Origin of the sequence: Streptomyces macrolidinus (genome assembly GCF_023887685.1) — a bacterium.
Taxonomy (GTDB): Bacteria; Actinomycetota; Actinomycetes; order Streptomycetales; family Streptomycetaceae; genus Streptomyces; species Streptomyces macrolidinus.
Map to the genome: position 1 here is coordinate 1 of NZ_JAMWMR010000038.1, position 15,606 is coordinate 15,606.

A 15,606-nucleotide genomic window follows, 5' to 3' on the forward strand; every position below is an offset into this window, starting at 1 on the left:
CTCCCGCCACTGCCCACGGGTCTTGAACCGCCAGGTCATGCCCTCGGACTGCTGCCGCAGCCGCTCGGAATACGGGCGGTACGCGCCGATCGGCAGGTACAGCCCGATCGGCGGCATCTTGTGCGCCTACGACGGCGCCGTGCCGGCCAGGGGCGGTGTCAGTGGGGGAGTGGTGCTGGGCCGCGGGTGTCTCGGGCCTCGGCTATCGTCGGCCGAATGGATCAAGAAGCGCTGATCGCCGAACTCGAACGCGTCGCGGACGACAAGGAGTTGACGACGCAGACCGCGCACCGCCTGGCCGAGCCAGGCGGTGCTGCCGCGCCCGAACTGGTCGCGGCGCTGGGCACGGTGAGCCGACAGGCGATGCGAGGCGTAAGCGATGCCCTGCACCTGATAGGACCCGCTGCCTTCGACGCCGTGGTGGCAGCCCGCGCCAGGGCAGCGGAGGTGCCCGAACGGCGGGAACTGGGCCAGGTACTGCGCGGCTTCGACGAACGCTGCCTTCCGCAATACGTGGCAGCCCTGTCGCACCCCACGAAGGAGATACGGTACGAGGCGCTGGGAGGCCTGCAGAACCTCGGCGAGGCCGCCGCCTGCACCATCACGGACGTCATCCCGCTCCTGAAGAACCAGGACGGCTACACGAGTCTTCAGGCAGAGACGACGGTCCGGGCCATCGGCCGCCAGACGGTCCCCCTCCTGCGGGACATCCGCCGCCGCGGCCCCGCCCACCTGCGCAGGCCCGCACTGAGAGCCCTGCTCCTCATCGGTGGCGAAGCCGAACTCGACGAACGGGACCAGCACACCCTGGAACGACTCGTCCGCCTGAAGACCGCCCAGGACGCACCCCAACGCCTCCCCGACCAGCGCTGGCTCGCCGTCCCCGGCGCCACCTACGAACGCCTCTTCGACGCCCTGGGCCTCCACGACAGAAGACCCTGCACGATCTCCATGGGACTCTCTGCCATGGAACACGACGAAACCCTGGTAAAAGGAACCGACGGTAACTACCGCTCGGTATACCGGGTGTTCATCACACCTGAACTCGACGGCTGGCGCCTCGTCTACGCCGACACACCACTGTGGAAGATGCACTGGGGCGTCGACGAACTCATCTCCCGTATCAGCGCCGCCTGCGGCGAGGCCCACTACTTCCTCCAGGACGACCACACCGACTCCACGATCTGGGCACTCGCCCTCAACGGCACGGTACGCCGCAGCTACACGCGCTACGGGAATCCGGAGTGGAGGGGCGAACCCCTGGACTGGGAGAGGCCACTCAACGAGGGCCCGGGCGAGGACGACCCGGACTTCGACCTCGACTTTGACGTTGATTTCGACGACGGTTCGGAACCGAACGCGACCCAGGAGTCCAGCATCGACCGGGTCGCCGGGATACTGTCCACCGACCCGGCCGCGGTCGGAGCCCACACCATCATGCGCGGCCATGGCTGGCTCGCCATCACAGAAGAGGGCATCGGCCACGGGCCGTTCAGCAGCGTACTGGACATCTAGGACTTGTCCGGCCGGTCATGCTCGGCCTCAGGGCGGTCGTTGGACGGCATGCACTCCAGCCTGCCGTGACGCGGCACAGTTCGCGTGAGTGTGTGCACTCTCTTGGCGTGTGCAGCCTCAACCGTTACCGGCCTCGTTCATGTCGGGTTGCCCAGTGTGGTCATCACGCACCTCGAACACTTCGATGCTGGTGGCTCCGAAGTCACGCAGATGCTCCTTGCGCTCGTTGAACTCCCGCTCGTGAAGGCCGCGACCAGCAGCAACTCAGTTCATCCGCTTCAGATCCCGGGTGCTCATGCCGAACAGCACGTTCGGCTGCGCGTACTTGAAGGTGTAGCCAGTGAGAAGAGCGGCGGCGATGCACTCGCCATTGGTGACGTACCTGCCGGTCACCCGCTCCATCACGTGTTTCACGGTGTAGCTGCTGACGGTGGGCGTCTTGATCGGCGTGATGCTCTCGCGCAGCCACGCGGCCGTTTCCATCACCATGGCCACGCGCCCGACCAACTCCTCGCGACCGGCGGCGAGTTCAGTCCGGCGCTGCTCGGCCGTCTTGCGTCGAGGGTCGAAGACGCCGATACCGAAGGAGGTGAGCTGCGGATGCTGCTGCATCACCTCGTCCAAGGCAACGATCTGTCGACGGGCCACCAGATACGTGGCTCCGGTGGCTGCCTGGAGGGCGCGAATCTCAGCCTTGCGGCGACGGTCCGTGGTCATCGTGTGCTCCATTTCGCGGGACGCCCCACGTCCACCCCGCCGCGGATACTCGAATGACCTGGCGGAACACTGCTGCGCGATTCGGGGAACCTTGTCTTCGCCGTCAGGGTGGACGTGGGCCACCATGACTCGGAGCCGGCAGGCGCAATCTGCCATGCACAGTATACGCCCCAACCCAGCCCAGCCCCTCCAACTGTCCATCTTCGCAAGCTTGTTGGCTTGGTTTGGGTGTCCGCCGTGTCGGCCGCTTCCAGACCCGACCCACCAGGCTTCGGACACGCCACTGCTCAGGTGCCCGGCGAGAGCCGCGCGGGACTCGATCCTCGGCGGGGTCCGGATCGCGCAGGGGCGCATTCCGCCAGGTAGGTCGGGGAGTTGGAAGGAGTACCGGCAGAGCACGTTGATGTGGTGACACACGAACGGGAAGCAGCGGGTGTTGAACAGCACGAGCGCATACCCGGAGTGCCCGGCACGTTCTCAGAGGACGGCCGGATGAGACCCCTGTCGGATATCGGTAACCGCACCGCAGACGGACGGCAAGATCTGAACATCCCGTGGCCCCAGGGGAGTTCGCGCCGCAGCTCACCCCTGGAGAGACAGCCGACTGGTGATCTGAGGGGCGAGGGTGCAAGCAGGGTGTGTGCGCGTCGGACACGGGAAGCTGGGTAATGTGAGCCCATGGCTTCGCTTCCCTACCTCCAGTTGCTGCGCCAGGAGTCTGCTGCATTCAGCGCCTGTCTCGAGCACGACCTGAGTGTGCCCGTGCCCCACTGCGGGGACTGGACGCTTCGCGACCTGGCCGAGCACATGGGCCAGGGCAACCGCTGGGCTGCCGCGGCGGTCACCGACCAGCGCAGCGACTACGAGGCTCCGCCCGCACCGCGCGTCGATACCGAGGTGCGGCGTTGGTTCGACGCTTCGGCAGACGAGTTGCTGGCCGTGCTGGACACCGATCCGGCCGTCGAGGCGTGGACCTTCTACCCGCCACACACCGTGGGCTTCTGGCAGCGGCGACGCGCTCAGGAGACGCTGATCCACCGGTGGGACGCGCAGAACGCCATGGGAGAGGCTCTCCCCCTTGGACCGGAGCTCGCGGCAGATGGCGTGGCGGAGGTCTTCGACACCATGGCTCCGCGTCAGATCGCACGCGGGCGGGCTGAACCACCGCGCCATGCACTTCGGTTCCGCGCCACGGACATCGGCCAGTCCTGGACTTACGGTCCAGGCGAGCCTGTGGCCGAGATCTCCGGCACGGCGGAGCGACTACTGCTCTTGCTCTGGGGCCGACTGTCCGCCGACGACCCGACAGTCTCGTGGTCCGGAGACCGCGCGGCGGGAGCCGCGACTCTCTCCGGCCCGCTGACACCTTGACGGGGGTTGGTACTGGTTGGGCCGCCTTGTTCAACTCCTCAGTGCGCGGCAACGGGGTCGACGTGCACCCGCGCTGCGGCGAGCACCGCTAGGCGGCCGTCTCCTGGCGGGCTCTCGTATTCAACTTCCCTGAATCGCCGAGGAGTTCGACCGGTTGGAGACACTGAGTGACCTCCAGCAGCGTACGGCTCCAGGGCCCGTTTGCCCTCCGTCATCGACCACGGCCGGGTGCCTTCGACTCCGCTGACAGATTCACGGATGCCGCCGCTCTGGTGCAGGAACTGACACCAGTGCCTCCACGATCACGAGATCATCCGTGGGAGGCGCGTTGATCACGTGAGGGTGTCAACTCCGGGCGGTAGGCCGGCCGACACGCCTATTGCCGAGCGGCGAAACCTGGGCACCGAGAAGAGCGGGGACCGATCCCGGGTGGGCTGCTTGTGGCATTGCCCGCCCGGGACCGTCCCGTTCTCAATGTGGGATCACACCGTGCCAGTTCATGTCAGCTCGCTCAGCAGCCGCTGCTCCTCCGCTGCGGTGAGTCCTTCGTCGTCGACGGCCGGTCCACCGCGGGCGGTGTCCCAGGCGAGTGTGTCGGCAATGGTCTCGGCGAGTGGACGGTGTGTCAGACCGGCGGCCAGGGCGCGAGAGATGTCCACGCGGTTGATCGCTCCGCAGTCGGGGTCACCGATCCACAGGGGGACGCCCATCCACGGGTCGACGCCGGCCCTGAGCAGCTTCTCGGTGCTGACCCGGACCGGTTCCGCACCGGGGTTCACCAGTGCCTGGCAGGCGGCGAAGAACTCGCCGAACGGCAGGGTGCGGCCCGTGGTGTTGTAGACGCCGCCGCGCTGTCCCGTGATGCACCGCAGGATCCAGGCCGCGACATCGCGGACGTCGATGAACTGGGCTGCGTCGGCCGGGTCGCCGGGCAGCAGTACCCGGCCGCCCCGCTGGAAGCGCCGTGGCCAGTAGGGGAAGCGGTCGGTCGGGTCGTGCGGTCCGTCGATCATGCCGGGGCGGATGATGCCGGCGCGGTCGCCGTACGCGTCGAGAACGATCCGTTCGCAGGCGGCTTTGCGGGCACCGTAGAGCTGGTGTGGCGGCAGGTCTTCGCTGAGGACGAGCAGGGTGCCGTCCTCGTTCTGCACGGTCGCCTGGTCGGCGAGAACGGACAAGGAGGAGACGAAGACGTACCGGCCCACGCGCTCGCCCAGGGCCGTGACTGAACGGCGGACCACCTCGGGCTCGTAGCCCGCGACATCGACCACGGCGTCCCAGCAGCGGTCACCGAGCGCGGACAGGTCGGTGGTGCGGTCGCCGATGACGGTCTCGGCCTCGGTGAAGAGCTCGGGCGCGGTCCGGCCGCGGTTGAACAGCGTCACGTGGTGCCCCTCGGCCAGTGCGGCCTCGACAAGGGTGCGGCCCAGGAAACGCGTGCCACCCAGTACGAGCAAGCTCAGTGGGCGGGGGTCATGCTTTGCATGGTTGACGAACTCCGGAGTTGTGAAGCGGTCCGGGCCGCCGGCGGCAGAAGCCGGCTCAGTCGGCGACCCGGTCAGGGACGTGACGGAACTCGCTCCCGGCAGCCATAACCTCGCCCCTCGGTGACGCGTTGACATGGCACTGCTCTGGCGCAGGCGAACCTAGCAGAAGACGATCACGGGCGTCGACAGCAGTGAGGCACCACATGTCCGGTCCAGGGCAAGCGAGATCACGGTCTACGGCCGCAGTACCGGGCCACCGCGCGCTGGCGATGCCTCCCACACCCTCCCGCCGCCCCCAGGAGTGCCGCACCAAGTACAGAGATATGTGCACCACCACCGCTCACGCAGCGCGGAGCCGATGAAGTCTCGCTCAGGCACCGCGTGTTGACGGGGGCTCGGTGAAGGCGCCGGCGGCTGCGGCGAGGGCGGCGGTTCTGGCCGCCTGGCCGGGCATGTGGGGGTCGGGGGTCGTGCGGAGGAGCACGAGTTGGTGGTACAGCGGTGCGGTGGCCGCGACGAGCAGTCGCCTGGCGTCGGTACGCGGTGGTAGTTCGCCGCGCCGGACAGCCCGGCTGACGATGACCTCGCAGCGTGCGTACCGGTCCTCCCAGAGTCGCTGTTGGGCCTGGGCGGCCTTCTCGGAGCGGAACGAGGCGGCGATCAGCGCTGTCACGACCGACGGCCGTGCGGTCAGGGCTGCGTGGATCTCCTGGTTCAGTGCTGCCAGGTCACTCTCCAGTGAGCCGGTGTCCGGTGGCTGCCAGTCGTCGTCGGACGCCGCGTCGAAGACGTCGGCGAGCAGGCCACCGACATCTCCCCAGCGCCGGTACACCGTGGTGCGGTGCACGCCCGCGCGGGCGGCGACGGCGTCGGTGGTGAGCCCGTCATAACCGTGCTCGCCGAGCTCGGCGACGACCGCGTCGAGCACCTGCTGACGGATACGGGCGGTGCGGCCACCGGGCCGGCGGCGGGTCGGTGGCGGACGGGTGCCTTCCGGTCCTAGGTCTGCGGCAGTCACGGAATTCCTTTGCTCGGGGTGTCGTCGTTATGGCAGGCTGTTTAAAGCAACGATTGTCGCACTAGTGGAGTGATCGATGGCTCTCCCAAGCGTTCGCCTGGCCGCGCGACCTTCGACGGCCGCCTCGTTCTCGAATCGCTTTGGAGCTCCCGTATGCCTACACAGATCACTGCGCTCGCCGTCAGCAAGTCCTTCAACGGCAGGCTCGTTCTCGACTCGGTGACCTGCTCGCTCGCCGTGGGCGAGCGCACCGGCATCATCGGTGAGAACGGATCGGGCAAGACCACCTTGCTGCGCCTGCTGGCCGGGCGTGAACGGCCCGATCAGGGCGAGGTCGTCGTCCAGGCGGCCGGCGGGGTCGGCTATCTCGCCCAGGACGAGCAACTGCCGTCGCAGGCGACGGTCCAGCAGGTCATCGACCGGGGGCTGAGCGATCTGCGTGCGGTCGAGCAGCGCATGCGCCGGCTGGAGACCGCCATGGCCGACGGTGACGAAGCGGGCATGGACGAGTACGGCGAGCTGATGACGGTCTTCGAACTGCGTGGCGGCTATGACGCCGACGCCCGCGTGGAACGCGCTCTGCACGGACTGGGCCTGGGGCTGGTGGGCCGTGACCGTACGGTGGGCAGCCTGTCCGGTGGAGAACGGGTCAGGTTACGACTGGCGGCCTGCCTGGCGGCGGCGCCCGAGGTGCTCCTGCTGGACGAGCCGACCAACCATCTCGACGACAGTGCCCTGAGCTGGCTGGAAGAACACCTCCGCGCACGGCGGGGCACCACCGTGGCGGTCTCCCACGACCGGGTCTTCCTCGAACGGATTGCCACCAGCCTGTTGGAGGTGGACGCCGATACGCATCGCGTCGTGCGGTACGGCAACGGCTACGCCGGTTACCTCGCCGAGCAGGCGGCTGCCCGGCAGCGCTGGGCCCAGGAGTACGACCAGTGGCGGGCCGACGTCGACCGGCTCCGCGAGGCCGCCGCGACCACCGCCCGCCAGGTGGCCCCGGGCCGTCCGATGAAGGACGGCAACAAGTTGGCCTACGACCGGGCGGGCGGGCGCGTGCAGCAATCGCTGGCCAGCCGGGTACGCAACGCCGAGGAACGCCTGCGCCGCCTCCTGGCCGACCCGGTCCCGCCTCCGCCGGAGCCGCTGCGCTTCACCCCCGTCCTGCGGACCCGCCGCCTGCAAGGCGTCGTACTCGACGCCGCCGACATCGCCGTCACGGACCGGCTCGCCCCCACCGGCCTGTCCGTCACGGCGGGCGAACGCCTGCTGATCACAGGGCCGAACGGAGCGGGCAAGAGTACGCTGCTGCGTGTCCTGGCCGGGGACGTCACTCCCGACAGCGGGAGCGTCACCTGCCGCGGCAGGATCGGCTACCTCCCCCAGGAACCACGACCCGGGCAACCGGCCGAGACCGTGCTGGCCGCCTTCGCCCGCGGCCGGACAGGAGAGGCCGCCGAACACGCCGAACAACTGCTGTCCCTCGGCCTGTTCGACCACGACCAGCTCACGATGCCGGTGGGCCGACTGTCCACCGGGCAGTTGCAGCGTCTGGCCCTGGCACGACTGCTCAGTGCGCCATCGGACATCCTGTTGCTCGACGAACCCACCAACCATCTCTCGCCCGCCCTCGTCGAGGAGCTGGAAACCGCTCTGACCGGGTACGACGGCACGCTCGTCATCGTCAGCCATGACCGTCGGCTGCGTCGGCACTGGCAGGGCGCCCAACTCGCCTTGCAGACGACTGAGACGGCCGCCGCCACGTGCTGAGGTCCACCGGACCCGCAGACATCCCGCAGACATCCCGGAGACGTGCCGTAGACATTCGTTAGACATTCCGTAGACGTGCCGTAGACATTCCGCAGGAAGGACGAATTCGTGCTGCCGCCTGTTCCCGCCGATCCGACCGTGGTGCACCCGATGCCAGAACAGCCGCGGGTGGTGCTGCTGAAACCACTGATCACCTCGCCTCTGATCGAGGTCGGAGACTTCTCCTACTACGACGACCCCGATGACCCGACCGCCTTCGAGACCCGCAACGTGCTGTACCACTACGGGCCGGAGAAGCTGGTCATCGGGAAGTTCTGCGCGCTGGGCGAGGGCGTGCGGTTCATCATGAACGGCGCCAACCACCGCATGGACGGCCCCTCCACATTCCCCTTCCCGATTATGGGCGGCTCCTGGTCCGAGCACTTCGATCTCATCACCGGCCTGACCGGACGAGGCGACACCGTGGTGGGCCATGACGTCTGGTTCGGCTACCGGTCCATGGTGATGCCCGGGGTCCGCATCGGCCACGGCGCTATCATCGCTTCCGGCTCCGTCGTCGTCGACGACGTCCCCGACTACGGCATCGTCGGCGGCAACCCCGCCCGGCTCATCCGCCGCCGCTACAGCGATGCCGACATCGACCGCCTCCTCGCCCTGGCCTGGTGGGACTGGCCGCTCCAGCACATCACCGAACACATCCGCACGATCATGTCCGGCAGCATCGACGACCTGGAGAACGCGGCGCCCAGGCACGTCGAGAAGACACCTCCGGCCCCAACACCCCTCAGCGACACGGGCCGTTGAACGAACCCGGTCCAGAACTCCCCGCGCGCCAACCCGCTCTCCTGTCCCCGATCCCCGATCCCCGATCCCGGCACCGAGAATCGAGCTGTCAGCATGCCTGCTTCACCCCACCACAACCCGTTCGCCGACTGGCTCCGCACCCACGCCGTCCCCTTGGACCACCTCGATCCCGAGGCACCACTCGACGATCTGGAGCCGTTGCGCGCCATCATCGGCGACGCACGTGTCGTCGCGATCGGTGAGAGTTCCCACTTCATCAATGAGTTCGCAGCCATGCGCGAGCGCATCCTGCGGTTCCTGGCCGAGCGCTGCGGATTCACCGTCCTGGCCTTCGAGTACGGCTTCAGCGAGGGCTTCGCCCTTGACGCGTGGGCCCAGGGCGAGGGGACGGACGACGACCTGTCCGCGCACCTCGCCGGGACGGTACCCGTGGGAGTCGACGAGCCGCTGCGCTGGATACGCCGGCACAACCGCACCGCCTCAACGCCCGTGCGGTTCGCGGGCGTCGACATCCCGGCGGCCGGTGGGTCCTTGCTTCCCGCCCTGGCCCCGGTCGCCGACTACCTGCGCCGGATCGACCCCGAAACCCTGCCGCTCATTCAGGAGGCGATGCGGATCGCGGAATCGTTCGCAGGTGGCTCCGGGGCCGTCGCCGCGCCCGCGTGGGCCCGCCTGGCCACCGCCGAACAGGACGCCCTCAGCGCGACCCTGACGCGCCTGCTCATCCGGTTCCGCTCCGTCGAACCGCTGTACGTCTCCCGTGGCGACCAGCGCAGTTACGACATTGCCGTGCGCCGACTCGAAGGCGCCTGCCGCGCCGACTACACCTTCCGCGCCATGGCCGACCTCTTCGCAGGCAAGGGGCTGACCGCAGACACCTCGGCCCGTGATGTCTACATGGCCGAGTCGGTCCTGTGGCACCTGGACCGCTTCGAACCCGGGACCCGCGTCGTACTGGCGGCTCACAACGCCCATATCCAGAAGACACCGGTGTCCTTCGACGGCCACCTCACGGGACTCCCCATGGGACAGCACCTGCACCGCGCGCTCGGTGATGAGTACGTCGCCCTCGGCCTGGCAAGCACCACCGGACATACCGCGGACATGCCCCGCGACGAGAACACACCCTTCGGCTTCACCATCGACGCCACCGCGCTGGAGCCGGCCGAGCCGGGAAGCATCGAAGCCGCCTTCGCCGACGCCGAACTCGGGCTCAGCATCGCCGATCTCCACCAGGCACGTCCGCGGGCAGCCCAAGAGAACGCCGACCTTGCCCCGGGCCCCGACCGCATCCGGATCCAGAGCGCCTACCTCCACACCCCCATCCTCGAGGCGTTCGACGCCATCCTCCACACCCCGACCTCCACCGTTGCCGACCTCAAGAACATGTGAGACAGGGCAATGACCCGGGCGGTGAGGCCGAGTAATCAGCCCCGGACCCACACCCTCACCGTCCCGGGTACCGAGCCCGCCGCCGACTGATCGGCAACGTGTCACCATGGCCAGCCCTGGCGCCCGCACGTCGACCTCTTCATCGGCCCCGGTCTGAGCCGCCGCCCATCGCACACCGGGAGGCCCGCTCGCACGCGGTGTGGAGGGGGCGGCACGCTGCGAAGAACCACCGCGAAGTGGGCGACCAGCAGGGCCGCTTCGAGGAAGGGGCGCTACATCGTGGGGCGGGAGCAGCATGATCCGGGCCAGGGAGAAGGACAGGAGCGCCGCGACGCAGGTCCCAGATCCACAAGACACACCGGGAAGTCATCGGCGAACGAGCCGGCCGGGACCACGGGCCCTCAAGTCCCTTCCCCCGACTCCGCATTTGGTGGCCGAGCGGCACCTGCGGGCCGGTCGGCAAGGACTGCCTGGTCGCCTTGGGCGGCAACCTCTACTCAGTGCCCGCTCGCCAGGTCCGTCCCCGCCGGCTCGTCGAGATCCGGGCCACGAAGTCGCAGGTCGTGCTGCACTCCACCGTTGCCGATGCCCGCGGCGAGACCCTGCTGGCCATGCATCCGCGGGCGATCGGCCGCAGGGTCCGCGTCGTCGAAGGATGGATCTCACTCGTTTCTGATCGGGATTGTGGACAGTGATGCGGTCCGGCTACACGGACCCCAGGAAGCCCGGACCGGGCAGTCCCATCTGGGCGCAGAAGTCCCCGTTCAAGCCGAGGAGTTCCGCCATCGGTACCGGCTTTCGGCTCGTGGCCGCGAGATCCGCTTGGGATTCCTTCGACCAGAGAAACGGGAAGACGGAGATCCCTTGGCCTGGCGTCAGCCGGGATGCCTCGCCCTGCCAGTCATGCCAGCGCAGCCCCACGTAGAACTCCGAGGACGCGGATCTGTCCGACGGGTTCTTCCGGTGCGGCGCGGACCAGACGTAACAGGGTGTCCTTGGCGACGTGCAGGCCCAGCACTTCAGCGAGCCGGGCTCCCGCGCGGCCGGCCAGCGCGAGAGCGATCGAGGTCAACTGCTCACGCACCGGTGGCGTGTAGCGGGCATACGCGCTGGTCAGTGCTTGGCGAACGTCACCGCCTGGCACGATGGGTTCGGGCACTTGAACCGTCGAACCAGCAGCTCGATCACCACGTCGGCGCCACCGGCCGCGGCATCCGCGAGCCGTCGTATGTACCGGCCGTGCACCCGGCTCGACGCACTGTCGCAGTGCGGACAATCCGCACCGGCCGAGTGGGCCCGCACATGCATCGTGACCACTCAGCCGTGACCTGTTCGACCAACTCCACCACGACATTGGCCAGATGAGGGAACAAAACCTCGAATCTCGGCGAAGGACACGCGAGCCATGATCACAGCCGCCGCTGACACCGGCAGCATCACGAGATCAGCGCCAGAGCCGAGTTTCGTGGTTGTGGCGGGTCAGGGTGGTGGCCATGGCCGGGGCTCGGCTCTGCCGGTCGTTGCGGTCCATGTACGGAACCTTGAGGCCATGAGTAGCCCATGGCAGGCTCATGCCGCATGATCGATGAATTCGCGAAGGACAACCTGCACGGGAGACTGCGGCGGGACCGCGAGGCGCTGCTCTGGAAACTCGACGGCTTGTCCGAATACGACGTCCGTCGGCCGTTGACGGCGACCGGGACCAACCTCCTCGGCCTGGTCAAGCACGTGGCCAGCGTCGAGGCCAGGTACTTCGGCGAGGTCTTCGACCGTCCTTCCCCGGAACCGTTGCCTCGGTGGCAGGACTCCAACGGAAGCGATCTGTGGGCGACCGAGGACGAGACCCGCGATCAGATCATCGGGTTCTACCGGCGCACATGGGAGCACTCGGACGCGACGATCAACGAGCTTCCCCTCGACGCCCCAGGCCACGTGTCGTGGTGGTCGGAGGGCTATGCCGACACGAACTTGTTCGCTGTCATGGTTCATGTTCTTGGCGAGACCGTCCGGCATGCCGGGCACGCCGATATCCTGCGCGAGGGTCTCGATGGCCGGACCGGGTTGCGCGCGGAATTCGAGAAGCAGATCGACGAGGAAGCCCGTGCGGCCTACTGCGCGAGGATCGAGCAGGCCGCCAGGTCAGCCGTATCGATCAGGGCTTGGAAGTCACGCAGATCGGCGGCAGGTGAGGCTGGTCGGTAAGAGAGACCGGCATGGTTTCGCGGTTATGGCATGGCAATGCCCTGTGATCATCGGAGAGTCCTGTGCCTGCGCTGCCATCGTGGTCAGTTGCGTGTGAGACTCCGCGGACGACGGGTTCGTAAAGAGATTCGGGGCGTGACGGCAAGGGCGCCCTCTGGCCGGCCGAGACCGGCATCACGGTGCTCACCGGCTCACCCCGGCCACCGATGCGCGCATGCCTCGACTGGACCGAGCGCCGTCCCTACCTGGCCGAAGCAGTGGGCACCGCCCTGTGCGCCCACGCACTCCCCACCGGATGGATGACGCGCATCGGCACCACCCGCGCACTCCTCGTGACGCCCGCCAAACGCAAGGCATGGCACGACCGTACCGCCTCGGCCTGCCGTCAACTGTTGTCCGGTGCGGCACCAAGCACGAGCGCAATGCTCGTACTGATCACGGGCCGTACCCACACCCTGGATCAAGTCGGGTCGGCGGGGCTTTCAGTAGGGGCCTTCGGGTTCGGGGCCTCCGAGGCGGAGGACTCCGTCGAGTTCGGCGAGTTCGGCCAGGAGGTGGTGCACGTTGCCGGTGCCTTCGATGAACAGGTGTACCTCGGTGGTGCCGGCGTCGAGCGCGGTCTCTTCGGTGCCTTCCTGCCAGGGTGCGCGGTCGATCCGGACGTTGAGTACGCGGAATCCTTCGGTGGTGCAGCGTTCCAGGATGCGGGGGAGGGCTCCGTAGCCGGGCAGGTAGGACAGTTGCAGATCGGTCTGTTCGGGGGCGGAGATGGCCGGGAAGCGGCGGGTGAGCAGCGGGTAGCCGCGCACGATGAGGAAGTGTGCTGCGGCGACGGCGAGGGCGAGCAGCCACAGCCCGCCGCCGCATGCCATTCCAACGGCCGCGGTCAGCCAGATCGTCGCGGCTGTGGTCAGCCCGCGCACGATGTCCCGCCGTACGAAGATCAGCCCGCCGCCGATGAAACCGATGCCGGTGACGATCTGCGCCGCCACCCGGGAAGGGTCAAGGACGACGTTCGGCAGGCCCAGCACATTGGCGAAGCCGTGCTGGGAGACCTCCATGAACAGCGCCGCGCCGACGCCTACCAGCGCGTGGGTGCGCAGACCGGCGCTCTTTTGCTGGAACGCCCGCTCCAGGCCGATCAGGGTCGACAGCAGCAGGGCCAGGCCGAGCTCGGCGAGTTGCCGCAGGCCCTGGCCGCTGCTCGGGTTCCACAGCTGCGATGCACTCGAATGCACAGTCCCCTCCCGTCAGTTCCTCGCACGGCTCGCGGCGCTGACCGGCGACCAGCCACGGCCGCCTGATGCCATGTCAACCCGCTGCTCGCCATCGTAGGGGGGCCATACCCGGAACAGCCTGACAAGGGACGTTCCTCACCCCTGGGATCTGGACGCGTCCACCCGGCAAGATTGTGAAACGGCCCGAAACACGAACCGGACACGTCCGCCTGGAACAGCAGCGAGGACGAGTTTGCCGCCTTGCCGATCACGCGGCACCGCTTCCACGGCGACTGGAATTGCATCCTCCACCCCCAGCACCCGCTGGTCGCGACGCACACCGCTGCGCCGCGGCGGACGACGAGCCATTCCTGGAAGCCGGAGTGGTGACACGACTCGACCTGGCCCCTCCTCGTCCGCCAGGGGTCTTCCGGGACTACCAGTCGGTTGGCCCGCGTGCCGGGCCGAGGCGCGCCGCGCGGCCCCCGGGCCCGGCCGTCGCTCGGCGCAAGGGGCCGGTCTGGAGCGTCACGGCACGACGAGTCCGCCCCGGTACGCGGCGATCACCAACTGGGCCCGGTCGCGTGCCTGCAGCTTGGCCAGCAGATTGCCGATGTGGGTCTTCACGGTCTTCACGGACAGCACGAGGTCCTGGGCGATCTCGTCGTTGGAGCGCCCCTGGGCGACGAGCAGCAGGATGTCGGTCTCGCGCGGCGTCAGGTGCCCGAGCCCTGCGGTGCACGGAGGTCCTGGCGGAGGCCGATCGAGATAGTGCTCGACCAGGCGCGTCAGAATGCTCGGCGCGAACAGCGAGTCACCGGCGTGTGTGCGGCGCACCGCGTCCAGGAGTTCGGCGGGCCGCGCGTCCTTGAGGAGGAAGCCGCTGGCTCCTGCCCGCAGCGCCGAGTAGACGTACTCGTCGAGCTCGAACATGGACAGCACGAGCACCCGCGTGCCCGCCAGACCCGGCTCGGCGGAGATGCGCCGGGTTGCCTCGATGCCGTCGCCGCCGGGCATGCGGATGTCCATCAGGACCACATCGGGCCGTTGGGCCACCGTCTGCACGAAGGCGTCCTCGCCGGTGGTGGCCTCGGCCACGACCGTCAGGCCCTGGCCGGAGTTGATCAGCAGCGCCAGGCTCTCCCGGAACAGGTGCTGGTCGTCGGCGACGAGTACGCGTACGGCGCCGCTCATCGGGCCATCTCCCGCGGGAAGCGGGCCTCTACGCGAAAGCCGGGGCCACAGGGTGCGGCGGTCAGGGCGCCGCCGACGGCCTGCACCCGGTCGCGCAGCACGCTCAGTCCGTGCCCCGCACCGGTGCCTGCCCGCCGACCCGGCACCGGTCCTTCGTCCTCGACCCTGACCAGCAGGTCATCGCCGTCGGCGCGGACCGTGAGCGTCGTGATGGTGGGGCCGGCGTGCCGCAGCGCGTTGTGCAGCGCCTCGCGGGCCACCGCGCAGGTGGCCAGCTGGACCCCGGCGGAGACCCGGGCGGGCTCGACGCAGTCGAGGCGCACTCGCACGGTCAGACCGGTGCGTTCGGCCGCCGCGACGATGGCGGGCAGATCGGCGAAACTCTCGGCGGGCCGCAGCGGAGCGGCATCGCCGGTGGCGGCGGGCTCGCGGAGCACGGTGAGCATACGACGCAACTCGGTGGTGGTCTGCCGGCTGACATCCTCGATATCACCGAGCGCAGTGGCCAGTTCCTCCCGCTCCTGGCCGGTCGCCTGGGCGGTGGCGGCCCGTACGGTGATCAACCCGATCCCGTGCGAGACCAAGTCGTGCAAGTCACGGGCGATGCGCAGGCGTTCGGCCTGGGCCGCCCGCTCGGCCGCCCAGGTGGTCAGGCGCCGCTCGTACTCCGTGCGCTGGGTCCGGGTGCGAGCCATCGCCCAGACCGAGACGGCGACCGCGGCACAAGGCACCAAGACCAGGGTGATCTGCGCCCCACGCGCCGACGAGCCGACGGCGACCAGGCTCAGGAGCAGGACGACCACCACCGCCGTGGCGAGGGCGCCCGTACGGGATGTCCACCGTGGGCGCTCGTGGGATATCTCGGGGCGTTCGCGAGTCATGGGCCCTCGATCTTAGGCGGTCGCCGGCGAGCAGT

At 68.6% G+C, this 15,606-nt stretch carries 16 protein-coding genes; 7 read left to right on the forward strand and 9 right to left on the reverse strand.

What is annotated here, in order from left to right:
• Positions 1 to 216: 216 nt before the first annotated feature.
• Positions 217 to 1,515 (forward strand): HEAT repeat domain-containing protein, encoded by a 1,299-nt coding sequence (locus NGF19_RS27665; RefSeq protein ID WP_252428304.1) that lies wholly within the window; start codon positions 217 to 219, stop codon positions 1,513 to 1,515.
• Positions 1,516 to 1,779: 264 nt separating this feature from the next.
• Here NGF19_RS27665 and NGF19_RS27670 read toward each other — a convergent pair whose 3' ends face one another.
• A complete protein-coding gene (locus NGF19_RS27670; protein WP_252428305.1) occupies positions 1,780 to 2,232 on the reverse strand; it encodes a hypothetical protein in 453 nt (150 codons plus the stop codon).
• 678 nt (positions 2,233 to 2,910) lie between these two features.
• Between NGF19_RS27670 and NGF19_RS27675 the strand changes: the two genes are divergently transcribed.
• Positions 2,911 to 3,603 carry a maleylpyruvate isomerase family mycothiol-dependent enzyme gene (locus tag NGF19_RS27675; protein ID WP_252428306.1) on the forward strand — a complete coding sequence of 231 codons (693 nt, stop codon included), beginning with the start codon at positions 2,911 to 2,913 and terminating at the stop codon, positions 3,601 to 3,603.
• 497 nt (positions 3,604 to 4,100) lie between these two features.
• Here NGF19_RS27675 and NGF19_RS27680 read toward each other — a convergent pair whose 3' ends face one another.
• Both NGF19_RS27680 and NGF19_RS27685 read right to left on the reverse strand, forming a co-directional pair.
• Positions 4,101 to 5,060, reverse strand: a complete 960-nt coding sequence (locus NGF19_RS27680) for an NAD-dependent epimerase/dehydratase family protein (RefSeq protein WP_372505939.1) — start codon at positions 5,058 to 5,060, stop codon at positions 4,101 to 4,103.
• Between the two features lie 400 nt (positions 5,061 to 5,460).
• Positions 5,461 to 6,108: a TetR/AcrR family transcriptional regulator gene (locus NGF19_RS27685; RefSeq protein ID WP_252428308.1), complete on the reverse strand. Its 648-nt coding sequence runs from the start codon at positions 6,106 to 6,108 to the stop codon at positions 5,461 to 5,463.
• 153 nt (positions 6,109 to 6,261) lie between these two features.
• Between NGF19_RS27685 and abc-f the strand changes: the two genes are divergently transcribed.
• The 4 genes from abc-f (at position 6,262) to NGF19_RS31215 (ending at position 10,772) form a co-directional block, all read left to right on the forward strand.
• Entirely contained in the window at positions 6,262 to 7,881 is a 1,620-nt protein-coding gene (gene abc-f / locus NGF19_RS27690) for a ribosomal protection-like ABC-F family protein (protein WP_252428309.1), read from the forward strand.
• A 150-nt stretch (positions 7,882 to 8,031) separates the two neighbouring features.
• Positions 8,032 to 8,685, forward strand: a complete 654-nt coding sequence (locus tag NGF19_RS27695; RefSeq protein ID WP_372505941.1) for a CatB-related O-acetyltransferase — start codon at positions 8,032 to 8,034, stop codon at positions 8,683 to 8,685.
• Between the two features lie 93 nt (positions 8,686 to 8,778).
• The gene (locus NGF19_RS27700) at positions 8,779 to 10,077 is read left to right on the forward strand and encodes an erythromycin esterase family protein (protein WP_252428310.1); all 1,299 of its coding nucleotides are present in this window, start codon (positions 8,779 to 8,781) and stop codon (positions 10,075 to 10,077) included.
• Positions 10,078 to 10,577: 500 nt separating this feature from the next.
• Positions 10,578 to 10,772, forward strand: coding sequence for a hypothetical protein (locus NGF19_RS31215; protein WP_372505950.1), 195 nt, complete (start codon positions 10,578 to 10,580; stop codon positions 10,770 to 10,772).
• A gap of 10 nt (positions 10,773 to 10,782) precedes the next feature.
• Here the strand turns inward: NGF19_RS31215 and NGF19_RS27705 are convergent, their stop codons facing one another.
• Genes NGF19_RS27705 through NGF19_RS31220 form a run of 3 tightly spaced genes read right to left on the reverse strand, consistent with a single transcriptional unit; the run spans position 10,783 to position 11,385 of the window.
• Positions 10,783 to 10,998, reverse strand: a complete 216-nt coding sequence (locus NGF19_RS27705; protein WP_252428311.1) for a DUF2625 family protein — start codon at positions 10,996 to 10,998, stop codon at positions 10,783 to 10,785.
• Positions 10,979 to 11,236 (reverse strand): hypothetical protein, encoded by a 258-nt coding sequence (locus tag NGF19_RS27710; protein ID WP_252428312.1) that lies wholly within the window; start codon positions 11,234 to 11,236, stop codon positions 10,979 to 10,981. The genes NGF19_RS27705 and NGF19_RS27710 overlap by 20 nt, the downstream gene beginning before the upstream one ends.
• Positions 11,191 to 11,385 carry a transposase family protein gene (locus NGF19_RS31220; protein ID WP_372505952.1) on the reverse strand — a complete coding sequence of 65 codons (195 nt, stop codon included), beginning with the start codon at positions 11,383 to 11,385 and terminating at the stop codon, positions 11,191 to 11,193. Before NGF19_RS31220 ends, NGF19_RS27710 begins: the two co-directional genes overlap by 46 nt.
• A 270-nt stretch (positions 11,386 to 11,655) precedes the next feature.
• Between NGF19_RS31220 and NGF19_RS27715 the strand changes: the two genes are divergently transcribed.
• A complete protein-coding gene (locus tag NGF19_RS27715) occupies positions 11,656 to 12,279 on the forward strand; it encodes a DinB family protein (RefSeq protein WP_252428313.1) in 624 nt (207 codons plus the stop codon).
• Between the two features lie 482 nt (positions 12,280 to 12,761).
• Here NGF19_RS27715 and NGF19_RS27725 read toward each other — a convergent pair whose 3' ends face one another.
• The 3 genes from NGF19_RS27725 to NGF19_RS27735 form a co-directional block, all read right to left on the reverse strand.
• Positions 12,762 to 13,517, reverse strand: a complete 756-nt coding sequence (locus NGF19_RS27725; RefSeq protein WP_252428314.1) for an MgtC/SapB family protein — start codon at positions 13,515 to 13,517, stop codon at positions 12,762 to 12,764.
• A gap of 507 nt (positions 13,518 to 14,024) precedes the next feature.
• Complete coding sequence (locus tag NGF19_RS27730; RefSeq protein ID WP_252428315.1) at positions 14,025 to 14,690, reverse strand: response regulator transcription factor; 666 nt, start codon at positions 14,688 to 14,690, stop codon at positions 14,025 to 14,027.
• Positions 14,687 to 15,571 (reverse strand): sensor histidine kinase, encoded by an 885-nt coding sequence (locus NGF19_RS27735; protein ID WP_252428316.1) that lies wholly within the window; start codon positions 15,569 to 15,571, stop codon positions 14,687 to 14,689. Before NGF19_RS27735 ends, NGF19_RS27730 begins: the two co-directional genes overlap by 4 nt.
• Between the last annotated feature and the right edge of the window lie 35 nt (positions 15,572 to 15,606).

Bases quoted from the DNA above. Each gene is read 5' to 3' on its own strand.
- NGF19_RS27675 (WP_252428306.1), top strand. From the start codon at position 2,911: ATGGCTTCGCTTCCCTACCTCCAGTTGCTGCGCCAGGAGTCTGCTGCA.
- NGF19_RS27715 (WP_252428313.1), top strand. From the start codon at position 11,656: ATGATCGATGAATTCGCGAAGGACAACCTGCACGGGAGACTGCGGCGG.
- NGF19_RS27695 (WP_372505941.1), top strand. From the start codon at position 8,032: ATGCCAGAACAGCCGCGGGTGGTGCTGCTGAAACCACTGATCACCTCG.
- NGF19_RS27670 (WP_252428305.1), bottom strand. From the start codon at position 2,232: ATGACCACGGACCGTCGCCGCAAGGCTGAGATTCGCGCCCTCCAGGCA.
- NGF19_RS31220 (WP_372505952.1), bottom strand. From the start codon at position 11,385: ATGCATGTGCGGGCCCACTCGGCCGGTGCGGATTGTCCGCACTGCGAC.
- NGF19_RS27665 (WP_252428304.1), top strand. From the start codon at position 217: ATGGATCAAGAAGCGCTGATCGCCGAACTCGAACGCGTCGCGGACGAC.
- NGF19_RS27700 (WP_252428310.1), top strand. From the start codon at position 8,779: ATGCCTGCTTCACCCCACCACAACCCGTTCGCCGACTGGCTCCGCACC.
- NGF19_RS27735 (WP_252428316.1), bottom strand. From the start codon at position 15,571: ATGACTCGCGAACGCCCCGAGATATCCCACGAGCGCCCACGGTGGACA.
- abc-f (WP_252428309.1), top strand. From the start codon at position 6,262: ATGCCTACACAGATCACTGCGCTCGCCGTCAGCAAGTCCTTCAACGGC.
- NGF19_RS27730 (WP_252428315.1), bottom strand. From the start codon at position 14,690: ATGAGCGGCGCCGTACGCGTACTCGTCGCCGACGACCAGCACCTGTTC.